Genomic DNA, 18,865 nt, shown 5'->3' with positions numbered 1-18,865 from the left:
GGTCGCGGTCAGTAGCCGATTGCGACGTGCTTGTAGCGCAACGTGTTGGTGGGGATCGTTTCGACGTGGGTGTCGACGAACGCGAAATTCGCGGCCGCCTGTCCCTCCGCGCGGTGCCGCCAGGCCACCGTGCCGCCGGCGCCGTCGGCGCCGGGCGCCGGCAGCGGGGTTTCGGCCTGTGATTCTGCGGAGCCCGCGGCGGCATCGAAGGCGGTGTAGAGTTTTGGTGCGTCCGCGCCGCCGCTGCCCTGAGGCCCTTCACCGATCAGCAGCACCGATGAGGTGCGTGGAACGTCGCTGGCGCGATACCCTCGGCTGGTGCCGAGCAGGCGAGGATGGCCGGAGTAGCACAGCGATGCCCGATTCAGTTTCCGCCCAGGGCAGGTGAGTACCTCGCCCATGCTGGCGTCCGCGACAAAATTTGTCAGCGCCCGCACCCAGTCACTGTCCTGGGCGACGGTCGGAAACGGCGGGAAGAACTGCCGCGGATTTCGGGGATTGTGATCCGCGTAGAGGAACACCCCGCGCACCAGCTGGCTGAGATTGGACGAGCAACGCATTCGGTGGGCACTGGCCAGGCCGCGGCCGACCAGCGGCACTGTCAGCGCGGCGAGGATCACGATGATGCTGCTGACCACCAGCAGCTCGACGAGCGTGAATCCGAACTTCGGCGAGGGAGGCAGTGCTGCTTTCACGTCCCCAATCTAGCGCTGGCGGCCATGATTTCCAAGCATGGCCGATCGGTCTGGACCCGCTAGCGTCCCTCACTCCCAGCGGAGGGACGGCGGATCCCGAATTTCCTCGGGCGTGGCCAGCGTCTCCCAAACCGTTTCGCAGCCGGCCAGCAGCATCACGAGCCGGTCCACGCCCATCGCCGCGCCCGCGCAGGGTGGCAGCGCGCCGGCCGCGGCGAGGAATGCCTCGTCCGGCGGATAGACCGATTCACCACGGGCGGCACGCAGCGCGGCCCGGACGTCATACCGCCGTCGGTACTCCACCGGGTCGGTCAGCTCGGTCGCCGCGTTCACCAGCTCGATCCCGCCCACGTACAGTTCCCAACGCTCCGCGACGGCGGGCGGGCCGGGCCGAACCCTGGCGAAACCGGCGGCGGCGGGGGGGTAGCCGGTCAGTACCACCGGCGCGTCGCGTGGCAGCGACGGCTCGACGCGGTCCACCAAGTCACGGTCGAAGCGGTCCATGTCCGTTTCGTGGAGCGGGTCCCATCCGGCGGTTTGCCGGAAGGCCTCCGCGACCGTGATGCGGCGGACCGGTTTGTCAAGCGCGGCGATCGCGTCGGGACGGCGGTGGCGCGCGGCGGGCGTCGCCAGACCGGCAAGGAGCGGCAGCAGCTCGCCGACGTCGGCGAGGATTCGTTCCGCGTCTGCCTCCGCTCGGTACCATTCCAGCATCGTAAATTCGGGGTGATGCAGTGTTCCCCGTTCGCCCGCGCGGAAGCACGGGCCGATCTGGTAGATCGCCGGCCAGCCGGCGGCCAGCAGGCGTTTCATGTGCAGTTCCGGTGAGGTTCGCAGCCATGCGGCGCCGGAGGGGACCGCGTAGATGTGCGGCTCCAGCGCCGGCGCCAGGATACGGACGGGCGTCTGGACCTCAGTGAAGCCGCGCGCATCAAAAAAAGTTCGCAACGCGCGCAGCACGCGATGACGCACCGCGAGCGGATGGTCGGCGGGCGGTGCAGTCATGCGGGCCTCAAAGGTCTGGCGCGGCCAGTATTTGCTGAAGGCCGCGGCGCGCGATCTTCACCGCAATTGCGGCCAGCAGCAGCGCGGACACCTTCGCGAGCGCGCGTGTGCCGGCCTTACCTAGCCATCGCTGAATCCGCGCCGCCGAGTGCAGGATGAGCCCGACCAGTGCGAGGTTCACCAGCAACGCGGCAATGGTCGCCACGGGGCCGTGCTGGTCGTTCAGCAGGAGCAGCGTCGTGAGCGTCGCGGGGCCGACGATGAGCGGTACTCCGATCGGCACCGCGCCGAGCGCCTCGTCACCGCGGGCGGAGGGATGAGTCTCGCGCTGGGTCAGATCGCGCAACGATATGAGGAAGAGCAGCAGCCCGCCTGCGACCATGAAGTCCGCGACGGTGACGCCGAGCAACCGGAACAACGCCTTGCCCCCGAACAGAAATGCCAGCGACACCGCCGAGGCGGTGGCCAGCGACTGCACAACGATCCGCCGGCGTCGTTCCTCGGACAGCCCCTCCACCATGCCGGCGAACAGCGGGACCACGGAGATCGGGTTCAGCGCCGCGAAGAGAGGCACAAAGCAGAGCCAGAAACCGTGGGCGGCGCCGGTCATTGCGCGGCGGCAGCCGTTAGCGCCGACTCACGCGTTCGACGTACTCGCCGGTGCGCGTGTCGATGCGGACCCAGTCGCCCACATCAATGAACAGCGGCACGCGCAGCTCATAGCCGGTGTCGATCTTCGCCGGCTTTGTCACGTTCGTCGCGGTGTCGCCGCGCACACCGGGCTCGGTCTCCACGATTTCTTTTTCCACAAACGGCTTCACGAACTCAACGCCGATCACCCGGCCGTTGTGCAGCAGCAGGCTCACCTCGACATTGTCGCTCAAAAAGTAGCGCGCGTCACCCAGGGTGTCCGCGCTCAGGTGGAACTCCTCGTAAGTGCGCGGGTCGGTGAAGACGTAGTGGTGCCCGTCCTCGTACGAGTACTGTACCACCCGTTCCTCGAGGTCCGGCTTGCCGATCTGGTCCACCTCGCGGAAGGTGCGGTCTTGGGTGGTCCGGGTGATCAGGTTTTTGATGCGACACTTGTACATCGCCTGGCCCTTGCCGGGCTTCACAAAGTTGAACTCGACGACCTCGTACGGCACGCCGTCGAGCTCGATTTTGAGGCCTTTACGCAGATCGGACGCCGTGTACATCTGAGATCTCTCCGCCGGGCGGCGCACCGCGGCCGCCGCGCGAACCGGCGCTGCAGTATGCCGGTGAGCGGCGTCGGGATCAAGCGCGCCGACCGGGGGGGGCGGCCGATTCACTTCGGGGAGGCGCGCGCCTATGATGGCCCCATGCCGCGGATCGCGAAAGTTGTGGTGCGACTGCCGCTGAACCGCGTGTTCGACTACACGATTCCGGACGAGCTGGCGCCGCTGGCGGTGCCGGGCACGCCGGTGGTGGTGCCGTTCGGCCGCTCGCGCCGTCCTGGCTACATCGTCGAGATCACGGATCACTCGGACCGGACCGATCTGAAGCCCATTCTGCAGATTGCGGGCCGCCAGGCGCTGATCCGCGAACCGGTGATGCGGCTGGCGCGGTGGATGGCCGATTACTACCTGGCGCCGTTGGAGGCGGCGGTTCACACCGTTTTGCCGGCGCCGGTGCGGCACGGTGGAGCGCGGGAGCTGGCGCGGCGCCGGGTGGTGCTGGAGCACTGGCCGCCGCCCGAGCAGGAGGCGCGGCTGCAGCGGCGCGCGCCCCGGCAGTTCGCGGTGCTAAGCGCGCTGCGGAGCGCGCACGGGGAGCAGTGGCTCGCGAACCTGGCGCGCGCAATACAGGGCGCGGCCGCCGCGGTGCGGGCGCTGGCGGCCGCCGGCTGGGTGCGCGTGGAGACCGCTACCCGCCGCCGCGCGCCGGCGCACGAGGACCGCACCGTGCGCACCGCACCGCTCCCGCTGATGCCGCAACAGGTCGCCGCGCTCGAGACGATCCGGCGCGCGATCGACACCCGCCGGCCGCCCGTGGTGCTGCTGTTCGGCGTCACGGGCAGCGGCAAGACCGAGGTGTATCTGCAGGCGATGGACCACGCGCTGCGAAACGACCGCGGCGCGATCGTGCTGGTGCCGGAAATCTCGCTCACGCCGCAAACGGTGGAGCGATTCCGCGCCCGCTTCGGCGACACCATCGCAGTGCTCCACAGCCATCTCTCCGATGGCGAACGATTCGATGAGTGGTATCGCGTTTACGAGGGGCGCGCTCGGATCGTCGTCGGCGCGCGTTCTGCGCTGTTCGCGCCGGTGCGCAACCTGGGGTTGATCGTCGTGGACGAGGAGCACGAGCCGACCTACAAGCAGGACGAAACGCCCCGGTATCACGCGCGGGACGTCGCGGTCATGCGCGGCCATCTCGAGGGATGCGCGGTGGTGCTGGGCTCCGCAACGCCCTCGCTGGAGTCCTGGCGGAACGCCGCGATCGGCAAGTACGCGCTCGTTGAAATGCCACACCGGGTGGACCACCGGCAGATGCCGGCAATCCGCATCGTCGACATGCGCGCGGAGTCGGCGCGGACCGGCCGGGCCGCGGTGTTTTCGAAGATACTGATCGAGCGGATCGAAGACCGCCTCGCGAAAGGCGAGCAAACGATTCTGTTTCTGAACCGGCGAGGCTATGCGTCGAGCCTGATCTGTCCGCGCTGCGGCCATGTGGTCCGTTGTGAAGCCTGCAGCGTCGCGATGGTGTTTCACAAGGTGCGCGCGCAGCTGGTATGCCACCTGTGCGGTGCGGCCGGGCCGGTGCCGGAGCGCTGCCCGGCGAAGGACTGCGGGGACCCGGCGATCCGTCACGCGGGCGTAGGGACCGAGCGGGTCGAAGAAATCCTGAAGCGTCTGTTTCCGCGCGCACGAGTCGCGCGGATGGATTCTGACACGATGGCGCGCAAGGACGATTACCGGCGCGTGCTGGGTGAGTTTCGGCTCGGTCGGCTCGACGTGCTGATCGGGACCCAGATGATCGCCAAGGGGCTGGACTTCCCGAACGTGACGCTCGTCGGCGTCGTTCAGGCCGACCTTGCGCTGCATCTGCCGGATTTCCGCGCGGGCGAGCGAACCTTCCAGTTGCTGATCCAAGTCGCCGGGCGGGCGGGGAGGGGCGATGTGGCGGGGGAGGTCGTGGTGCAGACCTACACGCCGTTTCACGCGGCGGTACAGGCCGCCCGGCGCCTCGACTGGGCAACGTTCTACGACCAGGAGCTGGCTTTTCGCCGGGAGCTCGGCTACCCGCCGTTTGCGCACGTGATTTTGCTGCTGTTGCGGGGCGAGTCGGAAGTGGCGGTGGCGGCCGCCGCGGCCGACGCAGCGGCCTCATTGCGGGCGCAGCTCGGCGCGCGGGCGGTAGTGCCCGATCCGGCTCCCGCGCCGATCGCGAAGGTCCGCGGCCGGTACCGGTATCAGATTCTGATGCGGACAACGAAGGTGCTGGAGGTTCTCGAGCTGCTCCGACGATGGATCCGGGAACATCCGTGGCCGTCGGGCGTGGAGGGCGTGTTCGATGTGGACGCGGTGTCGATTCTGTAGCGGCATGGTGCTCGCGGCGCTGGCGCTGGCCGCGACTGTGGGGGCGGCGGAAGAGACCGCACCGACCGTCCGGGTCAGCCTGGTGCTGGCGGTTTCGCGGTTCGCGCCGGGGCGGCCGTTCGATGTGGCCGTTCGCCTCGAGGTTCCGGAAGGCTGGCATATCTACTGGCGCAACCCCGGCGACTCGGGTCTTGCAACCGAGCTGGTCTGGGAGCTGCCCACCGGCTTTCAGGCGGGGGCCCCCGAATGGCCGGTGCCGAAACGGTTTACGGACGGTGGGCTCGCATCGTTCGGATACGAAGGCACGGTGAGGATACCGGTACGGATTCAGCCTCCCTCGGACTGGCCCTCGGGGCGGGTGGCTCGGTTACGGGTGCGCGTCCACTGGTTGCAGTGCCGCGATGTCTGCATCCCCGGCTCCGCAGAGGCAGAACAAGAGATTCCCGCGGGGCCGTCGGCGATAGAGGCGCCCGCCGGGGCGGCCGAGCTGCGGGAGGCTCGCGAGCGTTTACCCCGCCGATGGCCAGATGTCGCTGCAGTCTTCGAGACGACCGGCGACCAGATTCGGGTGCATCTGCGCGGCTTGCGGGCCGGCACGCCGGCTCTGGTACTCCCCTACGAAGGGGCGTTCCTGCCGGCTGCGGCAACTCCGCGGTGGGTGCGCGGCGGAATCGGTGAATGGTTCGCAGACCTGCCCCGTGCGGCCGGTTTTTCGGTGCCCCCAGTTTGGGCCGCGGTGCTGTTGCTGGAGGAAGGTGGGGGGCTGGAGCTTGAAATCCGCGGCGGCCGGGATACCGTGAAGGACAAGTAAGGAGGACCGCAACATGAAGGCAGTCAGTCGTGGTGTGATCGCACTCACCGTTACGTTTGCGCTCGGGGCGGCCGCAGAGGCGGTGCCCGGACAGAAAGCACCGGACTTCACAGTGAAGGACACGTCCGGCAAGACCCACTCGCTGGCGGACTTCAAGGGCAAGTACGTTGTGCTCGAGTGGACCAATCCCCAGTGCCCGTTTGTGAAGAAGTGGTACAGCGGCGGTGCGATGCAAGCACTGCAGCGGGAGCTCACGGCGGAAGGCGTCGTGTGGATCAGCGTCAACTCCGCGGCGCCTGGCAAACAGGGCCACATGACCGCCGCGGAATGGGACCGGCGCGCCGCGGAAGAGAAAAGTGCTGCGACCGCCCGGGTGATCGACGAGAGCGGCGAGCTCGGCCGGGCGTACGGTGCGAAAACCACACCGCACATGTTCGTGATCGGGCCGGACGGCAACGTGATCTACGCCGGCGCGATTGACAGCAAGGCCTCCGCTGATCCCTCTGACATAGCGGGGGCGACCAACTACGTCAAACAGGCGATTGCGGAGGCGAAAGCCGGCAAGGCTGTTTCGGTGCCGCAGACAAAGCCGTACGGTTGCAGCGTGAAGTACTGAGCCGTCTCCTTCTTCGGCCCCGGGGCCGAACGAGAGCGCGCTGCGGGAGTGGGTGAGGTGGCGCCGGCTAGCGCGCCGTGTGCGGGATGCGCCGCGGCGCTCACTCCAAGCCCTCCGGCGGCTAGACTGCTGGTTGTCGTGCCCGTGGACGTGCGGGATCGCAACGCGTGCGACTGCGGAGCAGGTGCAAAGGGTGAGCCCTGGCGAGCCGGTGCGCAGGCCGAGGGTTTTGGCCGTGTGCGAAGGGGGGTGGCCGCACGTGCTGAGCTGGGATCCCAACGGGTTGGCTCCGTCCAAGAATGGGAGAGAGGGGCGCCCCAAAGGCCCAAGGGTTGGACAGCAGGACAGTGCGCCCGACAGAATTCGCGAACCCTCGTCGCGTAGTCGAAAGCTACGCCTTCAGAGTCGGACTGTGGCTCGGGGCGGGCGGCGTGGGCTGCGGGACTGACAGGACCAAGGAATAGGCGGGGCAGCGAGGTGTTGCGACCGGTGCTTGTCAGCCTCGAGGCCCGCGCATACGCTGAGGAGTTGTGATTTCGAGTCGGGCAGGTCTCGTTCACGGCGGCAAGGCGATTCGAGCCGCCGGGGAGCCTCGCCGCTGTGTGCTGCAGGCCGGGTCGGTGGACATTACGGAGCCGTGCCGGCGTGCAGTAATTGCGGCGGAGCTGGAGGAACGGCTTGCGGGCAGGGCGCTGGTGCTGAACACATGCCAGCGCCTCGAGTGGTATGGCGCCACTGAACCTGCGGAGCTGGCGGTGCCCGGACGCCGTTGGGCGGGGGTGGAGGCGTTCGAACGGCTCGCCCGCATCGCGGCCGGCCTGGAAAGCCGCCTTCTCGGCGAGCTGGAAATCCTCGGGCAGGTACGAGAGGCCTACCGCCGGTTTCGTGAACAGGGCGGCGCGGATGCCACGGAGCTTGATCGAATCTTCCAGGATGCGCTGGCTCTGGCCCGCCGCGCGCGGCGCGAGAGCCGGATTGATGAGTCCATGACTTCGCTGGCGACGCTCGCGGTCCGCCGGCTGCTGGACGAAGTGTCGGTGTCGGAACCGATCGGCGTGATCGGATCGGGGTCGCTGGCGACCTCGGTTGCCCGGCGGCTGGCGCGGCAGGGGGCGGTCGCGATCCGCGTTGCGGGGCGCTGCCCGGAGAACGCGTTGCGGGTCGCCGCGCAGTGCGGTGGCTTTGCGGGCGGACTGGACTCGTTGAGTTCGCTCCTAGACGGCGTGCGTGGAATCGTCTGCGCGACCGCCGCGCCCCACCCCGTCCTGTATGCCCGGCATCTCGCCGGCGCCGGCCGGCCCCTGCTGATTGTAGATCTGGGTGCGCCGCCGGACTGCGCCGCGGATGTTGCCGGGTTGGAAGAGGTGAGGGTGGTGCCCTTGCGCGAGATCGAAGCGATGGCGCAGACCAATCTGGAGGAGCGACGGCGCCGCGCGGAGATTGCCGCTCGGGTCATTGCGATGGGGGCGCGCGAATGGGCCGCCGCGCGCTGAGGATCGCCGCGCGACCGAGCCCGCTTTCGCGCGCACAGGTGGACGAAGCGGTGGCCGCACTGCGCCGCGTCCTGCCGGCCGGCACCGAGTTTGAGCTGGTGTTCGCCGAGACGCCGGGCGATCGTGACCGCACGACGCCGTTGTCCGACCCGTCGCTGCCGGACGATTTTTTTACGCGCGACCTCGACCAATTGCTCCTCGAACACGGCGCCGATCTGGCGGTTCACTCCGCGAAAGACCTCCCGCGGCGGCCGCCAGAGGGACTGACCGTCGCCGCGTTGCTGCCGGGGCTCGACCCCCGCGACGCGCTGGTGCTTCGCGATGGAGTCGCGTGGCCGCACGGCGTGCGGGTGGTCGGCTCCAGCACGCCGCGGCGCGATGCGGCGGTCCGCGCTCTGTTGCCGGCGGCGCAGACACGACCGATTCGGGGCAACATTGAGCAGCGACTCGCCGCGCTGGACCGCGGCGATTACGACGCAATCGTGGTCGCCGCCTGCGCGCTGATCCGGCTGGGGCTGGCCGGCCGGATCCACGGTTACCTGCCGGGCGATGCAGCGCCGCTGCAGGGACACCTGGCGGTGGTCGCCCGCTCGGAGGAGACCGATCTCATTGCCGCGATCCGACCGCTCGATTTCCGCCGCGATCTCTTCGATGCACCGACCGAGCTGCCCTCGGCCCCCGCGGACTGGCCGGCCGACGCCCTGCTCTTTACCGGTACCCATCCGGACCACTTCAGCCGGTTGGGACCCCTGGTCCCTTGGCCCATGATCCAGCTCGAGCCACGGCCATTGGAAGAGCGTCTTGCGGAGCTGGAGCGGCACTGGGCCGGCTGCGACGCGCTCGTGTTTGCGTCCGCCTTTGCGGCGCGCGCGTTCGTGCACGCCTGGACGCACTGGGCCGGCGCTGTTCGCCAGACTCGCCGCCCCCGCATCTATGCGGTGGGACCGGCCGCGGGTGACGCTGCGGAGCGGCTGGGGTTCCCCCCGGATGCGACCGCACACGACTTTGGCGGTGTCGGCTCGCTGCTGCGAGAAATTCCTGAGGGGGCCGCGCGTTGCTGCTTTTATCCGGCTTCCGACCGTTCTCCGATTGACGAACGCCGCCGAGCCATGTCCGGGCGTGGCATCGAGCTGCGCGCAGCGGTGTTCTATTACACGCGGGACCACTATCCCGGCCCGCTGCCGTCGCGACCGTTCGCGGGCGTCGTCTTCACGAGTCCGAGCACGGTGGCGGCGTGGGTGCGGTATTATCCCGGCGAGCGGCTGGTGGGCCGCCGGCGGCTCGCGATCGGGCCAACGACACTGCGGGCGCTGCGCGAGGCCGGGCTGGACGGAGAAATGATCGAATGAGCCGAGTGGAACTGCATCCGGGCTATTCGCATGAGATTCTGCGCGTCTGGCAGGCGGATGGTGGCCCGGCTCCGAACCGGCTCGTGTGGCCGCTGTTTGTGACCGACAAGCCGGGCGCGCGGGAACCCATCGAGGCGATGCCCGGCCAGTTTCGGTGGGGCGTCGGGCGGCTGCACGAGGCGTTGGACAAGCCGGTTGCCGCGGGCCTGCGGGCGGTGCTGCTGTTTGGCGTCCCGCGGGACGGCAAGGACGCGACCGGATCCCGCGCCGATTCGGACCGCTCGCCGGTGGTGCGCGCGTTGGCGAGCCTGCGGGCCGCCTATCCGGAACTGCTGCTCATCGCCGACGTGTGCCTCTGCGCATGGACCGACCACGGCCATTGCGGGTTGCTGCGCCCCGACGGCACCGTGGACAACGACGCGACGATCGCCCGGCTCGCGCGCATCGCTGCCGCCTACGCCGCTGCCGGCGCGCATGTGGTGGCGCCCTCGGACATGATGGACAACCGGGTCGCCGCGATCCGCGCCGCGCTGCGGGAGGCCGGTCGGCCATCCTGCGCGATCCTGAGCTATGCGGTGAAGTTCGCCTCGGTGTTCTATGGGCCGTTTCGCGAAGCCGCGCGTTCGGCGCCCGCATTTGGCGACCGGCGCGCCTACCAGCTGCCGCCCGCCGCACGGCGTCTGGCGTTGCGGGCGGCCCGGCGCGACGTGGAGGAGGGCGCCGACGCGCTGATCGTGAAACCGGGTCTGCCGTGTCTAGACTTGGTGCGGGAGGTGCGCGAGAGCGTGCCGGTGCCGGTGCTCGCCTACCAGGTCTCTGGAGAGTTCGCGATGCTCTGGCACGCGGCTGCGGCGGGCGCGATGGACCTGCGCGCGGCGACGCTGGAAACGATCACCGCCTTTCACCGCGCCGGCGCCGCTGCGGTGGTCAGCTATCTGGCACCGGCGTTGATCGAGTGGATGAGCTCCTCTCCTCCCCGGGGGACAGAGGGCACCCCGGGCCGTCGGCCGACACGCCTGCGCCGTCTCGCCGCGCGTCGCCGGAGGCAGCCGTGACCGCCCCGCTCGCCGAGCGCGCCCGGGCCGTGCTGCCGGGTGGCGTGAACAGCCCCGTTCGTGCCTTCCGCGCAGTGGGCGGTACGCCGATTTTCGCACGCCGTGCAGAGGGAGCGCATCTGCACACGGTGGACGGGCGCCGGCTGGTGGATTTCTGCATGTCGTTCGGCCCACTGATCCTCGGCCACGCACGGCCCGAGGTTGTTGCCGCGGTTGCCGAGGCCGCCGCGCGCGGCACCAGCTTCGCGGTGACCACGGAGGCGGAAGTGGAGCTGGCGGAGGAGATCGTCTCGGCGATTCCCTCGGTGGATCGCGTTCGCCTTGTCAACTCCGGCACCGAGGCGTGCATGACCGCGTTGCGGATCGCGCGCGGTGCGACCGGCCGCGACCGGATTCTGAAGTTCAGCGGTGCCTACCACGGCCATGCGGACGGGCTGCTCGTACGCGCGGGCAGCGGCGTCGCGGGACTCGCAGAGGCCTCCTCCGCCGGCGTCCCGCGCGCCTGGGCCCAGCAGACGCTGATCGCGCGGTTCAATCACATCGAGGATGTGGACCGCGTGCTCACGGAGCACGGCCGGGAACTCGCCGCGATCGTTCTGGAGCCGATACCAGCGAACGCCGGTCTGATTCCGCCGGAGCCGGGCTTTCTTCGCGCAGTCGCGGACCGCGCCGCGGCGGTGGGCGCGCTTTTGATCTGGGACGAGGTGATCACGGGTTTTCGGTTCGGCTGGGGCAGCGTGCAGACGCTCGAGCCGGGCGCCATCCGGCCCGACCTCATCTGCCTCGGGAAAATCATCGGCGGAGGACTACCCGTCGGCGCGGTGGGCGGCCGCGCGGCGCTGATGGACCTGCTGGCACCGGACGGACCTGTCTATCAGGCCGGTACGCTGAGCGGCAATCCGATCTCGGTGGCGGCGGGGCTGGCGACGCTGCGGTGTCTGAAGGCCGAGCGCCCATGGCCTGACCTTGCACGGCGCACCGCCGCCTATGTGGCGGAGCTGCGGGATCTGGCTGCCGCGGCAGGTGCCGCCGTCGAGTTCGTCGTCCGCGGCAGCCTCTTTTCGATGTTCTTTGGTGAGCGCGCGCCGCGATGTTTCGAAGAGATCCCCGCCGAACAGGCAGAACGGTTCCGCCCGCTGTTTCACACGTTGTTGGCCGGCGGGGTGTATCTTCCGCCTTCTGCGTTTGAGGTCGCGTTTCTCTCCACCGCGCACACCGACGAGGTGCTCGAATCCACGTTGCCGGTATGGCGCCGGGCGCTGGAAATGCTCGCGGTGGACGAGCCGCGCGGCGAGCGTGCGCCCAAGCGATGACGGCGACCCTGCGGACGGCGGCCGTTCGGGAACCGCGGTTTCTGGCGGCGTGTCGGCGTCAACCGACCGATTGCACACCGGTGTGGTTCATGCGCCAGGCTGGCCGGTACATGCCGGAGTATCGCCGGCTGCGGGCCCGCCACTCAATGCTCGAACTGCTGCGGGACCCCGACCAGGCCGCCGCGATCACGCTGCAGCCGTTGGAGGCGTTCGGCGTGGACGCCGCGATCGTGTTTTCAGACATCCTGCTGCCGCTCGACGGCCTCGGCCTGGGTCTGCGGTTTGTTGAGGGGCGTGGGCCGGTATTCGAGCGGCCGATCTGCGAACCGGCCGATGTGCGGCGCGCCGCCGATCGGCTCGACGAGGGGCTGGCCGCGATCGAGCCGACCCTTGGGGCGCTGCGCAACTTACGCCGTGTGCTGAAGGGGAGGGTGCCGCTGATCGGTTTTGCGGGCGCACCGTTTACGCTGGCGGTGTATGCGCTGGGTGGCGGTGGTTCACGTGGCGCGGGGCCCGCGCTCCGCTTTGCCGCTGAGCATCCCCGCACGTGGGCGCGATGGCTCCGTGTGCTCGCAGAGCTCGCCGGAGGGTTGCTCGCGGCGCAGATCCGCGCCGGCGCTTCGGCGGTGCAACTGTTCGACACCTGGGCCGCTGTCTTGGATCCCGGCGCGTACCGCCGCTGGGCGCTGCCCGCGGCTGCCCGCGCACTGCGCGCCGCCTGCCGGCCAACGACGGTGCCGGCCATTCTCTTCGCCGGCCGCTCATCTCATCTGCTTTCCGCGATGCGGAGCGCCGGCGCGGAGGTGATTTCGGTGGGCGAGGACATTCCCCTGGACGAAGCCTGGCAGCAGCTCGGCGGCGGGTTCGCAGTGCAGGGGAATCTGGACCCACGGCAGCTGTTGGGCCCGCGCCGTGCGATGTTTGCCGCCGCCCGCGAGGTTCTCCGGCGCGCAGGCAACCGCCCGGGGCACATCTTCAACCTCGGCCATGGCGTGCCAAAGGAAACCGATCCCGCCCGAATCCGCGATCTCGTCGAGTTCGTGCACCTGGCAACACGCCGACCGGCGGCCCAGCTCGCCTCCTTCCCCCCATAAGGCGGCCCGCTCAGGCGCAGATCAGGGCTGCATTTCCGCGCGTGCTGCCATATCGCCGTCAGTGATGAGGTCGCGCCAACGGGTTGATCCTGCCGGCGGACCATCCGTTCTGGAAGGATCACGATATGCCCTGGGAGTACAACTGCCGCTGCCAGCTGGTGCCAATCACCCCGGAGGAGTTCGAGGAGACGCGAGGGTACAAACCGGGCGATCCGCGCGGATGGACGCCCACGCCGGCGGTCGAGCAGTGCATGACCGATCCGCGGAACCGGACCCTCGATCTGGGCGACGGACATCCAGTGGACGTGCGGACACCGGCGGAGCGGGCGACCGAGCGCGGCGATGACCCGGCAAAGGCCTACCGTTGGCATCCGGCAGACCTGAGGATGCCGCTGGCGAGCCTGCGCGAGCATTACGGCGCGACCGTCTGGGCGCAGTCCGAGCGAACGGCAAAGGACATCAAGCTCGATGACAGCCGCAGCCCGTTTGAATGGCTGGGCGGCGGCCCGATCACAGCGCCGGTCGCGCCGGTGGCGCGCCCTCTCCTCGGTGGCGGCGACACTTGGAAAGCGACCATCTCCGCGCGCGGATTGGACAAGCGAAATGCCTGGACGCGCAAGGAAATTGCCGGAGTTCTTCGCGATCTCAGAAAGGATCACGGAAGTACCGCCACGCAAATGAGAGCGTCGATCCGGTCGCCGTACACCCGCGGTCCGTATCCGTCGCGGGCGGTTGCCGGCTATGTCACCAACATGCTCTCCTTGCTCCCCGAAGACGTGCTCAACGAGATGAGGACGACAAAGTTTCGGTAAGAGTGATGCGCAAATCAGGCGCAACTCTCGACACCTATAATTCGAGAACGCGCGTGATCACGCTCTATGTTCCTGCGGTTGACGGTGTCGAAGGCATGAATCGCGTGCTGAAAGCCCCAAAGCGGGTATTCCACGAAAAGGCCCAGTGGCGGCACTTTGAGGGTCCGGCGTGGTATCGGCGCGGCGTGGACCCGCTGTTTGTTTGCAGTCGGAGGCGTGGTGAGCCGTTGGTTCGATCGTTTTATGGTAAGACTTACCGCGACAAGTGGTATCAAGAGTACTGTGGCGACCACCTGGGGCGCGAAGCCGTTACCCGCCACCTCCAGCTGTTCGGAAACCCGCCGAAGATGAAAATGGTTATGGCGAAGGAAAAGAACAGCGGGACCATTGCCAAAATCTCCGTATCTAGGGCCGGATATTCGGGAGAAACTAACATGCGCACGTTCAGGTAAACAATCACAGCGCCGACTGGCAAGCGTGTCCTCATGGCCGCCAGCTAAGACATCGCGAACAAGTACGTGACGCCAGAGATGGAAGGGGATGTGAACGCGATTGAATCACTCCTTGATGAAGCATGCCAGAGGATCGGGTTCAGTAACTTGGCGTTGCGAAGCGAGATCGAAGACCTCATGTTGGACGGCTGGTGCTCTCTAATATTTCCGAAGCTGGCTTGACCGTCGAGGATGGGAACGGCGATGGGCCGTGGGAGGTGTTGTTCGAATGAGCGCTGGGGCGCCGGACGCATGCAGGTGAGTTTCGGGGTTGTGGCGACGGGATCACCCCGAGTCTGCGGGCGAATCGGGGGCGGGCGCGCAACCCGCGTGCGGCGTCGGCGGCCGCCGGCAAGGCGATCGCTTCGATGGCGCGCCGCGCGCGCACCGATCCGAGCCTGCAGCCAGCCGAGTGGCCGCCGCTCTCGCCGCGGAGGCTCGAACGCCGCGCCGCTGAAATGGTCGCCGCGCGTGTTTGACGCAACTGCCCGTAGCGTGACGGTCGGCAGCGATCGGCGCGCGGGTCCCGGCGGCCGGCTGTTGCCCGGGGAGCGCTGCTACTGAAGTTTTTCTGTTGCGGATCGGGAATGGTTTTCCAAATTTCGCTCGGTCGTGGCGGACCCGCCGGTCGCCGCCTCGACGATATGTAGTTCGATCTGCCGCGCGGCGAGCACGGTGACCAGCGCCACCCGGGCCATCTGGAGCGCTCCGGCAAGGCCCTCGCGGCCGGCGGGCGCGCAAAGAACGATCAGAACGTCCCGTGTGTCCTCGCGAATGCGTGCGCGGACCGAATCGCTCGTCGGCGACGCGAATGGTCCGAGGTCGTCTCGCAGCACCGGGAGCCCGGCAATGTTGAGCGGGCCTCGGCCGATCGCCTCGTAGGGTTCTCCGGCGCGACCAATGCCCCAGCGGAGCTGGCCGCGCAGCGCCGCGGCGTCCACGCCGCTGATCGAAAAACCGGTCCGCAGCGATAGCCAGTTCACGATGTCCACGAGCGGGTGAACGGGGTGTGGCCCCGCGCCGCGGACTGCGCGGCGCCGGAGCTGCTCGGCGGCGGGTCGATAGCGGCTCGGATCCTTGCCGCAACGGCGGTAGAGCTCCCGCGTGGCGGAGATGATCGGGTGCTGCGCGATCGCCTCCAGCGGCGTCGCTGCCGCGTCGGCGACGGCGGCGGCCAGCTCGTCTGCAAACGCGCCCGGATGTGCGGCGGTCTCCACGACGCACCGCAGCGAACCGCTCGCAAAAGTGGGGCACCGGGCGATCAGTTCCGGTTCGATCGATGGCGGCAGCATCGCGCTCATCGCCGCATGATCTTGCGGTGCCCTGTGGCGCGTGCAAGTCGCACCGGTACTCGGGGCGGGCGGCGGAACGGCCGACATTGGCGAGGGAGGCGCGGGGTGGTAGCATTTGCGCATTGGCAGCTCGTACCGCGTGTTGATTCAAGCCCATGCCTATCCGCGCGCCGGGTTGATTGGCAACCCTTCGGACGGCTATTTCGGCCGGACGATTTCGTTTACCTTTTCGAACTTTCGGGCGACCGTCACACTGTACGAGTCGCCGCGGCTGCAGATTCTGCCGGCGGACCGGGACCTATCGATCTTCGACTCGATTTCCGCGCTGGCCGAGGACGTGCGGCGACATGGCTACTACGGCGGAGTCCGGCTGCTGAAGGCAACGATCAAGCGGTTTTACGACCATTGCTCGGCGCAAGGGATCGAGCTGCCGCCGCGCAATTTTACGGTGGAGTACCATTCGGACATCCCGCAGCAAGTGGGGCTGGCCGGCTCCAGCGCGATCATCACCGCGTGCATGCGCGCGCTGTGCGCGTTCTACGGCGTTCAGATTGCATTGCCGGTGTTCGCGAACCTGGTGCTGTCGGTCGAGACCGCTGAACTCGGCATTCCGGCCGGCCTGCAGGACCGCGTCGCGCAGGTGTACGACGGGCTGGTGTACATGGATTTCGACCGGCAGCTGATGGAGCGGCAGGGCTATGGCCACTACGAGCGGCTCGACCTGAAGCTGCTGCCGCCGCTGTACATTGCGTACCGGCGCGACCTCGCGGAAGGCACCGAGGTGTTTCACAACAACATCCGCGCGCGGTGGGAGGCGGGTGACCCGCAGGTGCATGCGGCGATGCGCACCTGGGCGGACCTCGCGCTGCGGGTCCGGGAGCTGTTGCTCGCCGGGCGGGGCGCGGAGATCGGCCCGCTGCTGAACGCGAACTTTGACCTCCGCCGCTCGATCTACAAGATCAGCCGAGGGAACATCCGGATGGTCGAGGCCGCGCGTAGCGTCGGCGCGAGCGCGAAGTTCACCGGATCCGGCGGCGCGATCGTCGGCACGTACGACGGCGACGCGATGTTCCTGCGGCTGGAGGAGGAGCTGGCCCGCCTGGGCTGCCGTGTGATCCGGCCCTGCTACGTCCAGCCCTCGGAGGCCTCGCATGGTTCGTAAAGCTGTGATCCCCGCCGCCGGCCTCGGCACGCGCTTCTTGCCCGCGTCGAAGTCGCAGCCCAAGGAGATGCTGCCGATCGTGGACAAGCCGGTGATCCAGTACGTCGTCGAGGAGGCGGCCGCGGCCGGTCTGCGCGATGTGCTGATGATCATCGGCAAGGGGAAGCGGGCGATCGAGGAGCACTTCGACCGCAATTTTGAGCTGGAGGAAGCGCTGGCGGCGCGGGGTCGCGAGGCGGAGCTGGAGGCGATCCGGCGCATCTCCACCATCGCGCGGCTCCATTTCGTCTGGCAACGCGAGCTGAAGGGGCTGGGCGACGCGATCACCTACGCGCGCGACCACGTGGAGGACGAACCGTTCGCGGTGCTGCTCGGCGACACGCTCATCGAGTCCGAGTTGCCGGTGATGGGCGAGATGCTCCGGCTGTTCGAACGGTTCGGCCGCTCGGTGGTTGCGCTCGAAGAGGTTCCGATTGCGAAGGTCCACCGCTACGGGGTGATTGCGGGCGAGGAAATCGAGCCGGGACTGTTTCGGATCGGTGATCTGGTTGAAAAACCCGATCCGGACCGCGCCCCCTCGAACCTCGCGATTGCGGGCCGATACGTGCTGACGCCGGACGTGTTCGTGCATCTGGAGCGGACGCCGCCGGGGAAGAACAACGAGATTCAGCTCACCGACGCGTTACGGCGCATGGCACAGGAACAGCCGATCTACGGGTTGCGGTTCAACGGTGCCCGCTACGACATCGGCAACCGGTTGGACTTCCTCCGCACGAATATCCTGTTTGCGCTCCGGCGTCCCGACCTCCGGCAGGATCTTGTGGTGTGGTTACAGAACCTCGCCGCGACGCTACCGGCGCCGGCCGGGCCCGCCGCACCGGTGGAGGCCGAGGAGCTGCGCCCCGAATAAGTCGCGCGCGGCTCAGTACCGCCCCTCCGCTTTCGCCGCCTCGATCATCGCGACGACGTTCTCTCTCGGCGTCCCGCGCTCGAGAAAGTCGGAGGTGGAGAAGATGTAGCGGCCGCCGGGTTTGCCGGTGCGGACAATCTCGCGCGTCTGCGCGGCGACCTCCGCCGGCGATGCGCGTTTGAGAAAATCGACCTGGTCGAGATTGCCGAGCAGTATGATTCGCTCGCCCAGCCGCGCCTTCGCCTCGGCGAGCGAGTTGTCACCCCGGGGGGGCGGCGCCACCGTTTCCCAGACGGTCATCCCGAGCTCAAGGTAGTTCTCGTAGAGCGAGCGCGCGAAGCCGCAGTTGTGATACACCGTGAACGCGCCGGCCGCGTGGATCGCCTCGATCACCCGCCGCTCGTACGGCAGAACGAAATCGCGGAAAAACTCCGGCCCTACCGACGCGCCGCCCGCGATGTGACCCTGCAGCCCGATCGCATCGGCGCCGGCCGCAGCGAGCGCGGCGTTGTACTCGCATTCGGCCGCGCTGAGCGACTCCATCAACCGCCGGTAGAGCGACTCATCTTCATACGGCAACACGTAGAGCCGGTCCATGCCAATCAGTTCTGCGGCGACGTTGAACACGCCCGCGAATCCCCAGGGCGCCAGCACCCCGCGCTCGCCCAGCACCCGCCGCCACTGCGCGATCACCTGCCGCATCTCCTCGCGGTCGCTTTCATCGAGCGCCGGGCGGTGGTCGGCGAACCATTCAATGTCATCGCGGTCGGCCAGCAGCGGGCGCTGTGGCGTCCAGCTCAGCCCGGCCGTCGCGGCGCCCGCAAGCGGGCGCGAGTCCTCCCGGCAGAGCGTGCGGTCCGGTGCGCGGATTTCGAGCCGGCGCACCTGCAGGCCGCCCTCGACCGATTCGGTCTGCACCACCTCCCAGCCCGGCCGGCTTCGACGGAGGAAATGCGGCGGCTCCAGCGCGCGCGGCTTCGCGATGAGATCGAAGTCCAGTTCTTCGGCCAGCTCGGTTGCGTCCACGACGCGGTCCACCGTCGGACGGTCGGGCCAGTACCACGAGAGATACTCCTCCTGCACGAAGGGGGACACCGGCACGCGGTCCGCACGTTCACCGCGCAACGTGGTCAGCAACCGTTGCCGGGGTGTCATCGCGCACACGGCGCTTCCGGCCCAGCGCCGAGGCGCACCGCCCGGAGATGTG

18 protein-coding genes are annotated in these 18,865 nt (G+C 68.5%); 12 read left to right on the top strand and 6 right to left on the bottom strand.

What is annotated here, in order from left to right; genetic code table 11:
• Positions 1 to 8 precede the first annotated feature (8 nt).
• The 4 genes from N2652_04470 to efp form a co-directional block, all read right to left on the bottom strand.
• Positions 9 to 695, bottom strand: a complete 687-nt coding sequence (locus N2652_04470) for a type II secretion system GspH family protein (protein MCX7818450.1) — start codon at positions 693 to 695, stop codon at positions 9 to 11.
• Positions 696 to 764: 69 nt separating this feature from the next.
• Positions 765 to 1,700, bottom strand: a complete 936-nt coding sequence (locus N2652_04465) for an EF-P lysine aminoacylase GenX (GenBank protein MCX7818449.1) — start codon at positions 1,698 to 1,700, stop codon at positions 765 to 767.
• Positions 1,701 to 1,707: 7 nt separating this feature from the next.
• Positions 1,708 to 2,310: a MarC family protein gene (locus N2652_04460; GenBank protein MCX7818448.1), complete on the bottom strand. Its 603-nt coding sequence runs from the start codon at positions 2,308 to 2,310 to the stop codon at positions 1,708 to 1,710.
• A gap of 16 nt (positions 2,311 to 2,326) precedes the next feature.
• Positions 2,327 to 2,896: an elongation factor P gene (gene efp, locus N2652_04455; protein MCX7818447.1), complete on the bottom strand. Its 570-nt coding sequence runs from the start codon at positions 2,894 to 2,896 to the stop codon at positions 2,327 to 2,329.
• 63 nt (positions 2,897 to 2,959) lie between these two features.
• Here efp and priA point away from each other — a divergent pair, with 63 nt between their 5' ends.
• The 10 genes from priA (at position 2,960) to N2652_04405 (ending at position 14,255) form a co-directional block, all read left to right on the top strand.
• Positions 2,960 to 5,260 (top strand): primosomal protein N', encoded by a 2,301-nt coding sequence (gene priA, locus N2652_04450; GenBank protein ID MCX7818446.1) that lies wholly within the window; start codon positions 2,960 to 2,962, stop codon positions 5,258 to 5,260.
• Entirely contained in the window at positions 5,235 to 6,071 is an 837-nt protein-coding gene (locus N2652_04445; protein ID MCX7818445.1) for a protein-disulfide reductase DsbD family protein, read from the top strand. The genes priA and N2652_04445 overlap by 26 nt, the downstream gene beginning before the upstream one ends.
• A 13-nt stretch (positions 6,072 to 6,084) precedes the next feature.
• Positions 6,085 to 6,687, top strand: a complete 603-nt coding sequence (locus N2652_04440; protein MCX7818444.1) for a thioredoxin family protein — start codon at positions 6,085 to 6,087, stop codon at positions 6,685 to 6,687.
• Positions 6,688 to 7,217: 530 nt separating this feature from the next.
• A complete protein-coding gene (locus N2652_04435) occupies positions 7,218 to 8,180 on the top strand; it encodes a hypothetical protein (protein MCX7818443.1) in 963 nt (320 codons plus the stop codon).
• Positions 8,162 to 9,529 carry a uroporphyrinogen-III synthase gene (locus N2652_04430; protein MCX7818442.1) on the top strand — a complete coding sequence of 456 codons (1,368 nt, stop codon included), beginning with the start codon at positions 8,162 to 8,164 and terminating at the stop codon, positions 9,527 to 9,529. Before N2652_04435 ends, N2652_04430 begins: the two co-directional genes overlap by 19 nt.
• The gene (hemB, locus tag N2652_04425; protein ID MCX7818441.1) at positions 9,526 to 10,584 is read left to right on the top strand and encodes a porphobilinogen synthase; all 1,059 of its coding nucleotides are present in this window, start codon (positions 9,526 to 9,528) and stop codon (positions 10,582 to 10,584) included. Before N2652_04430 ends, hemB begins: the two co-directional genes overlap by 4 nt.
• Positions 10,581 to 11,897 (top strand): glutamate-1-semialdehyde 2,1-aminomutase, encoded by a 1,317-nt coding sequence (locus tag N2652_04420; protein ID MCX7818440.1) that lies wholly within the window; start codon positions 10,581 to 10,583, stop codon positions 11,895 to 11,897. The genes hemB and N2652_04420 overlap by 4 nt, the downstream gene beginning before the upstream one ends.
• Positions 11,894 to 12,991, top strand: a complete 1,098-nt coding sequence (gene hemE / locus N2652_04415; protein MCX7818439.1) for a uroporphyrinogen decarboxylase — start codon at positions 11,894 to 11,896, stop codon at positions 12,989 to 12,991. Before N2652_04420 ends, hemE begins: the two co-directional genes overlap by 4 nt.
• Positions 12,992 to 13,116: 125 nt before the next feature.
• Positions 13,117 to 13,803, top strand: a complete 687-nt coding sequence (locus N2652_04410; protein MCX7818438.1) for a hypothetical protein — start codon at positions 13,117 to 13,119, stop codon at positions 13,801 to 13,803.
• 53 nt (positions 13,804 to 13,856) lie between these two features.
• On the top strand, positions 13,857 to 14,255 hold the full coding sequence (locus tag N2652_04405; protein MCX7818437.1) for a hypothetical protein: 399 nt from the start codon (positions 13,857 to 13,859) through the stop codon (positions 14,253 to 14,255).
• Between the two features lie 596 nt (positions 14,256 to 14,851).
• Here N2652_04405 and N2652_04400 read toward each other — a convergent pair.
• Positions 14,852 to 15,595, bottom strand: a complete 744-nt coding sequence (locus N2652_04400) for a phenylalanine--tRNA ligase beta subunit-related protein (protein ID MCX7818436.1) — start codon at positions 15,593 to 15,595, stop codon at positions 14,852 to 14,854.
• Between the two features lie 130 nt (positions 15,596 to 15,725).
• On the opposite strand from N2652_04400, the gene N2652_04395 reads away from it, so the two are divergent.
• Positions 15,726 to 16,748 carry a GHMP kinase gene (locus N2652_04395; GenBank protein MCX7818435.1) on the top strand — a complete coding sequence of 341 codons (1,023 nt, stop codon included), beginning with the start codon at positions 15,726 to 15,728 and terminating at the stop codon, positions 16,746 to 16,748.
• Entirely contained in the window at positions 16,738 to 17,658 is a 921-nt protein-coding gene (gene galU / locus N2652_04390; protein ID MCX7818434.1) for a UTP--glucose-1-phosphate uridylyltransferase GalU, read from the top strand. Before N2652_04395 ends, galU begins: the two co-directional genes overlap by 11 nt.
• 12 nt (positions 17,659 to 17,670) lie before the next feature.
• On the opposite strand, the gene N2652_04385 is transcribed toward galU, so the two are convergent.
• Entirely contained in the window at positions 17,671 to 18,813 is a 1,143-nt protein-coding gene (locus N2652_04385) for a hypothetical protein (GenBank protein ID MCX7818433.1), read from the bottom strand.
• Positions 18,814 to 18,865 lie beyond the last annotated feature (52 nt).

It is taken from the genome of Kiritimatiellia bacterium (genome assembly GCA_026417735.1).
Classification (GTDB): Bacteria; Verrucomicrobiota; Kiritimatiellia; order PWTM01; family PWTM01; genus CAACVY01.
Note: the sequence above shows the minus strand (reverse complement) of the source record. Positions and strands in the feature narration are given on the sequence as shown.

Bases quoted from the DNA above. Each gene is read 5' to 3' on its own strand.
- N2652_04465 (MCX7818449.1), bottom strand. From the start codon at position 1,700: ATGACTGCACCGCCCGCCGACCATCCGCTCGCGGTGCGTCATCGCGTG.
- hemB (MCX7818441.1), top strand. From the start codon at position 9,526: ATGAGCCGAGTGGAACTGCATCCGGGCTATTCGCATGAGATTCTGCGC.
- N2652_04430 (MCX7818442.1), top strand. From the start codon at position 8,162: ATGGGCCGCCGCGCGCTGAGGATCGCCGCGCGACCGAGCCCGCTTTCG.
- efp (MCX7818447.1), bottom strand. From the start codon at position 2,896: ATGTACACGGCGTCCGATCTGCGTAAAGGCCTCAAAATCGAGCTCGAC.
- galU (MCX7818434.1), top strand. From the start codon at position 16,738: ATGGTTCGTAAAGCTGTGATCCCCGCCGCCGGCCTCGGCACGCGCTTC.
- N2652_04445 (MCX7818445.1), top strand. From the start codon at position 5,235: ATGTGGACGCGGTGTCGATTCTGTAGCGGCATGGTGCTCGCGGCGCTG.
- N2652_04410 (MCX7818438.1), top strand. From the start codon at position 13,117: ATGCCCTGGGAGTACAACTGCCGCTGCCAGCTGGTGCCAATCACCCCG.
- N2652_04385 (MCX7818433.1), bottom strand. From the start codon at position 18,813: ATGACACCCCGGCAACGGTTGCTGACCACGTTGCGCGGTGAACGTGCG.
- N2652_04460 (MCX7818448.1), bottom strand. From the start codon at position 2,310: ATGACCGGCGCCGCCCACGGTTTCTGGCTCTGCTTTGTGCCTCTCTTC.
- N2652_04440 (MCX7818444.1), top strand. From the start codon at position 6,085: ATGAAGGCAGTCAGTCGTGGTGTGATCGCACTCACCGTTACGTTTGCG.
- hemE (MCX7818439.1), top strand. From the start codon at position 11,894: ATGACGGCGACCCTGCGGACGGCGGCCGTTCGGGAACCGCGGTTTCTG.
- N2652_04400 (MCX7818436.1), bottom strand. From the start codon at position 15,595: ATGAGCGCGATGCTGCCGCCATCGATCGAACCGGAACTGATCGCCCGG.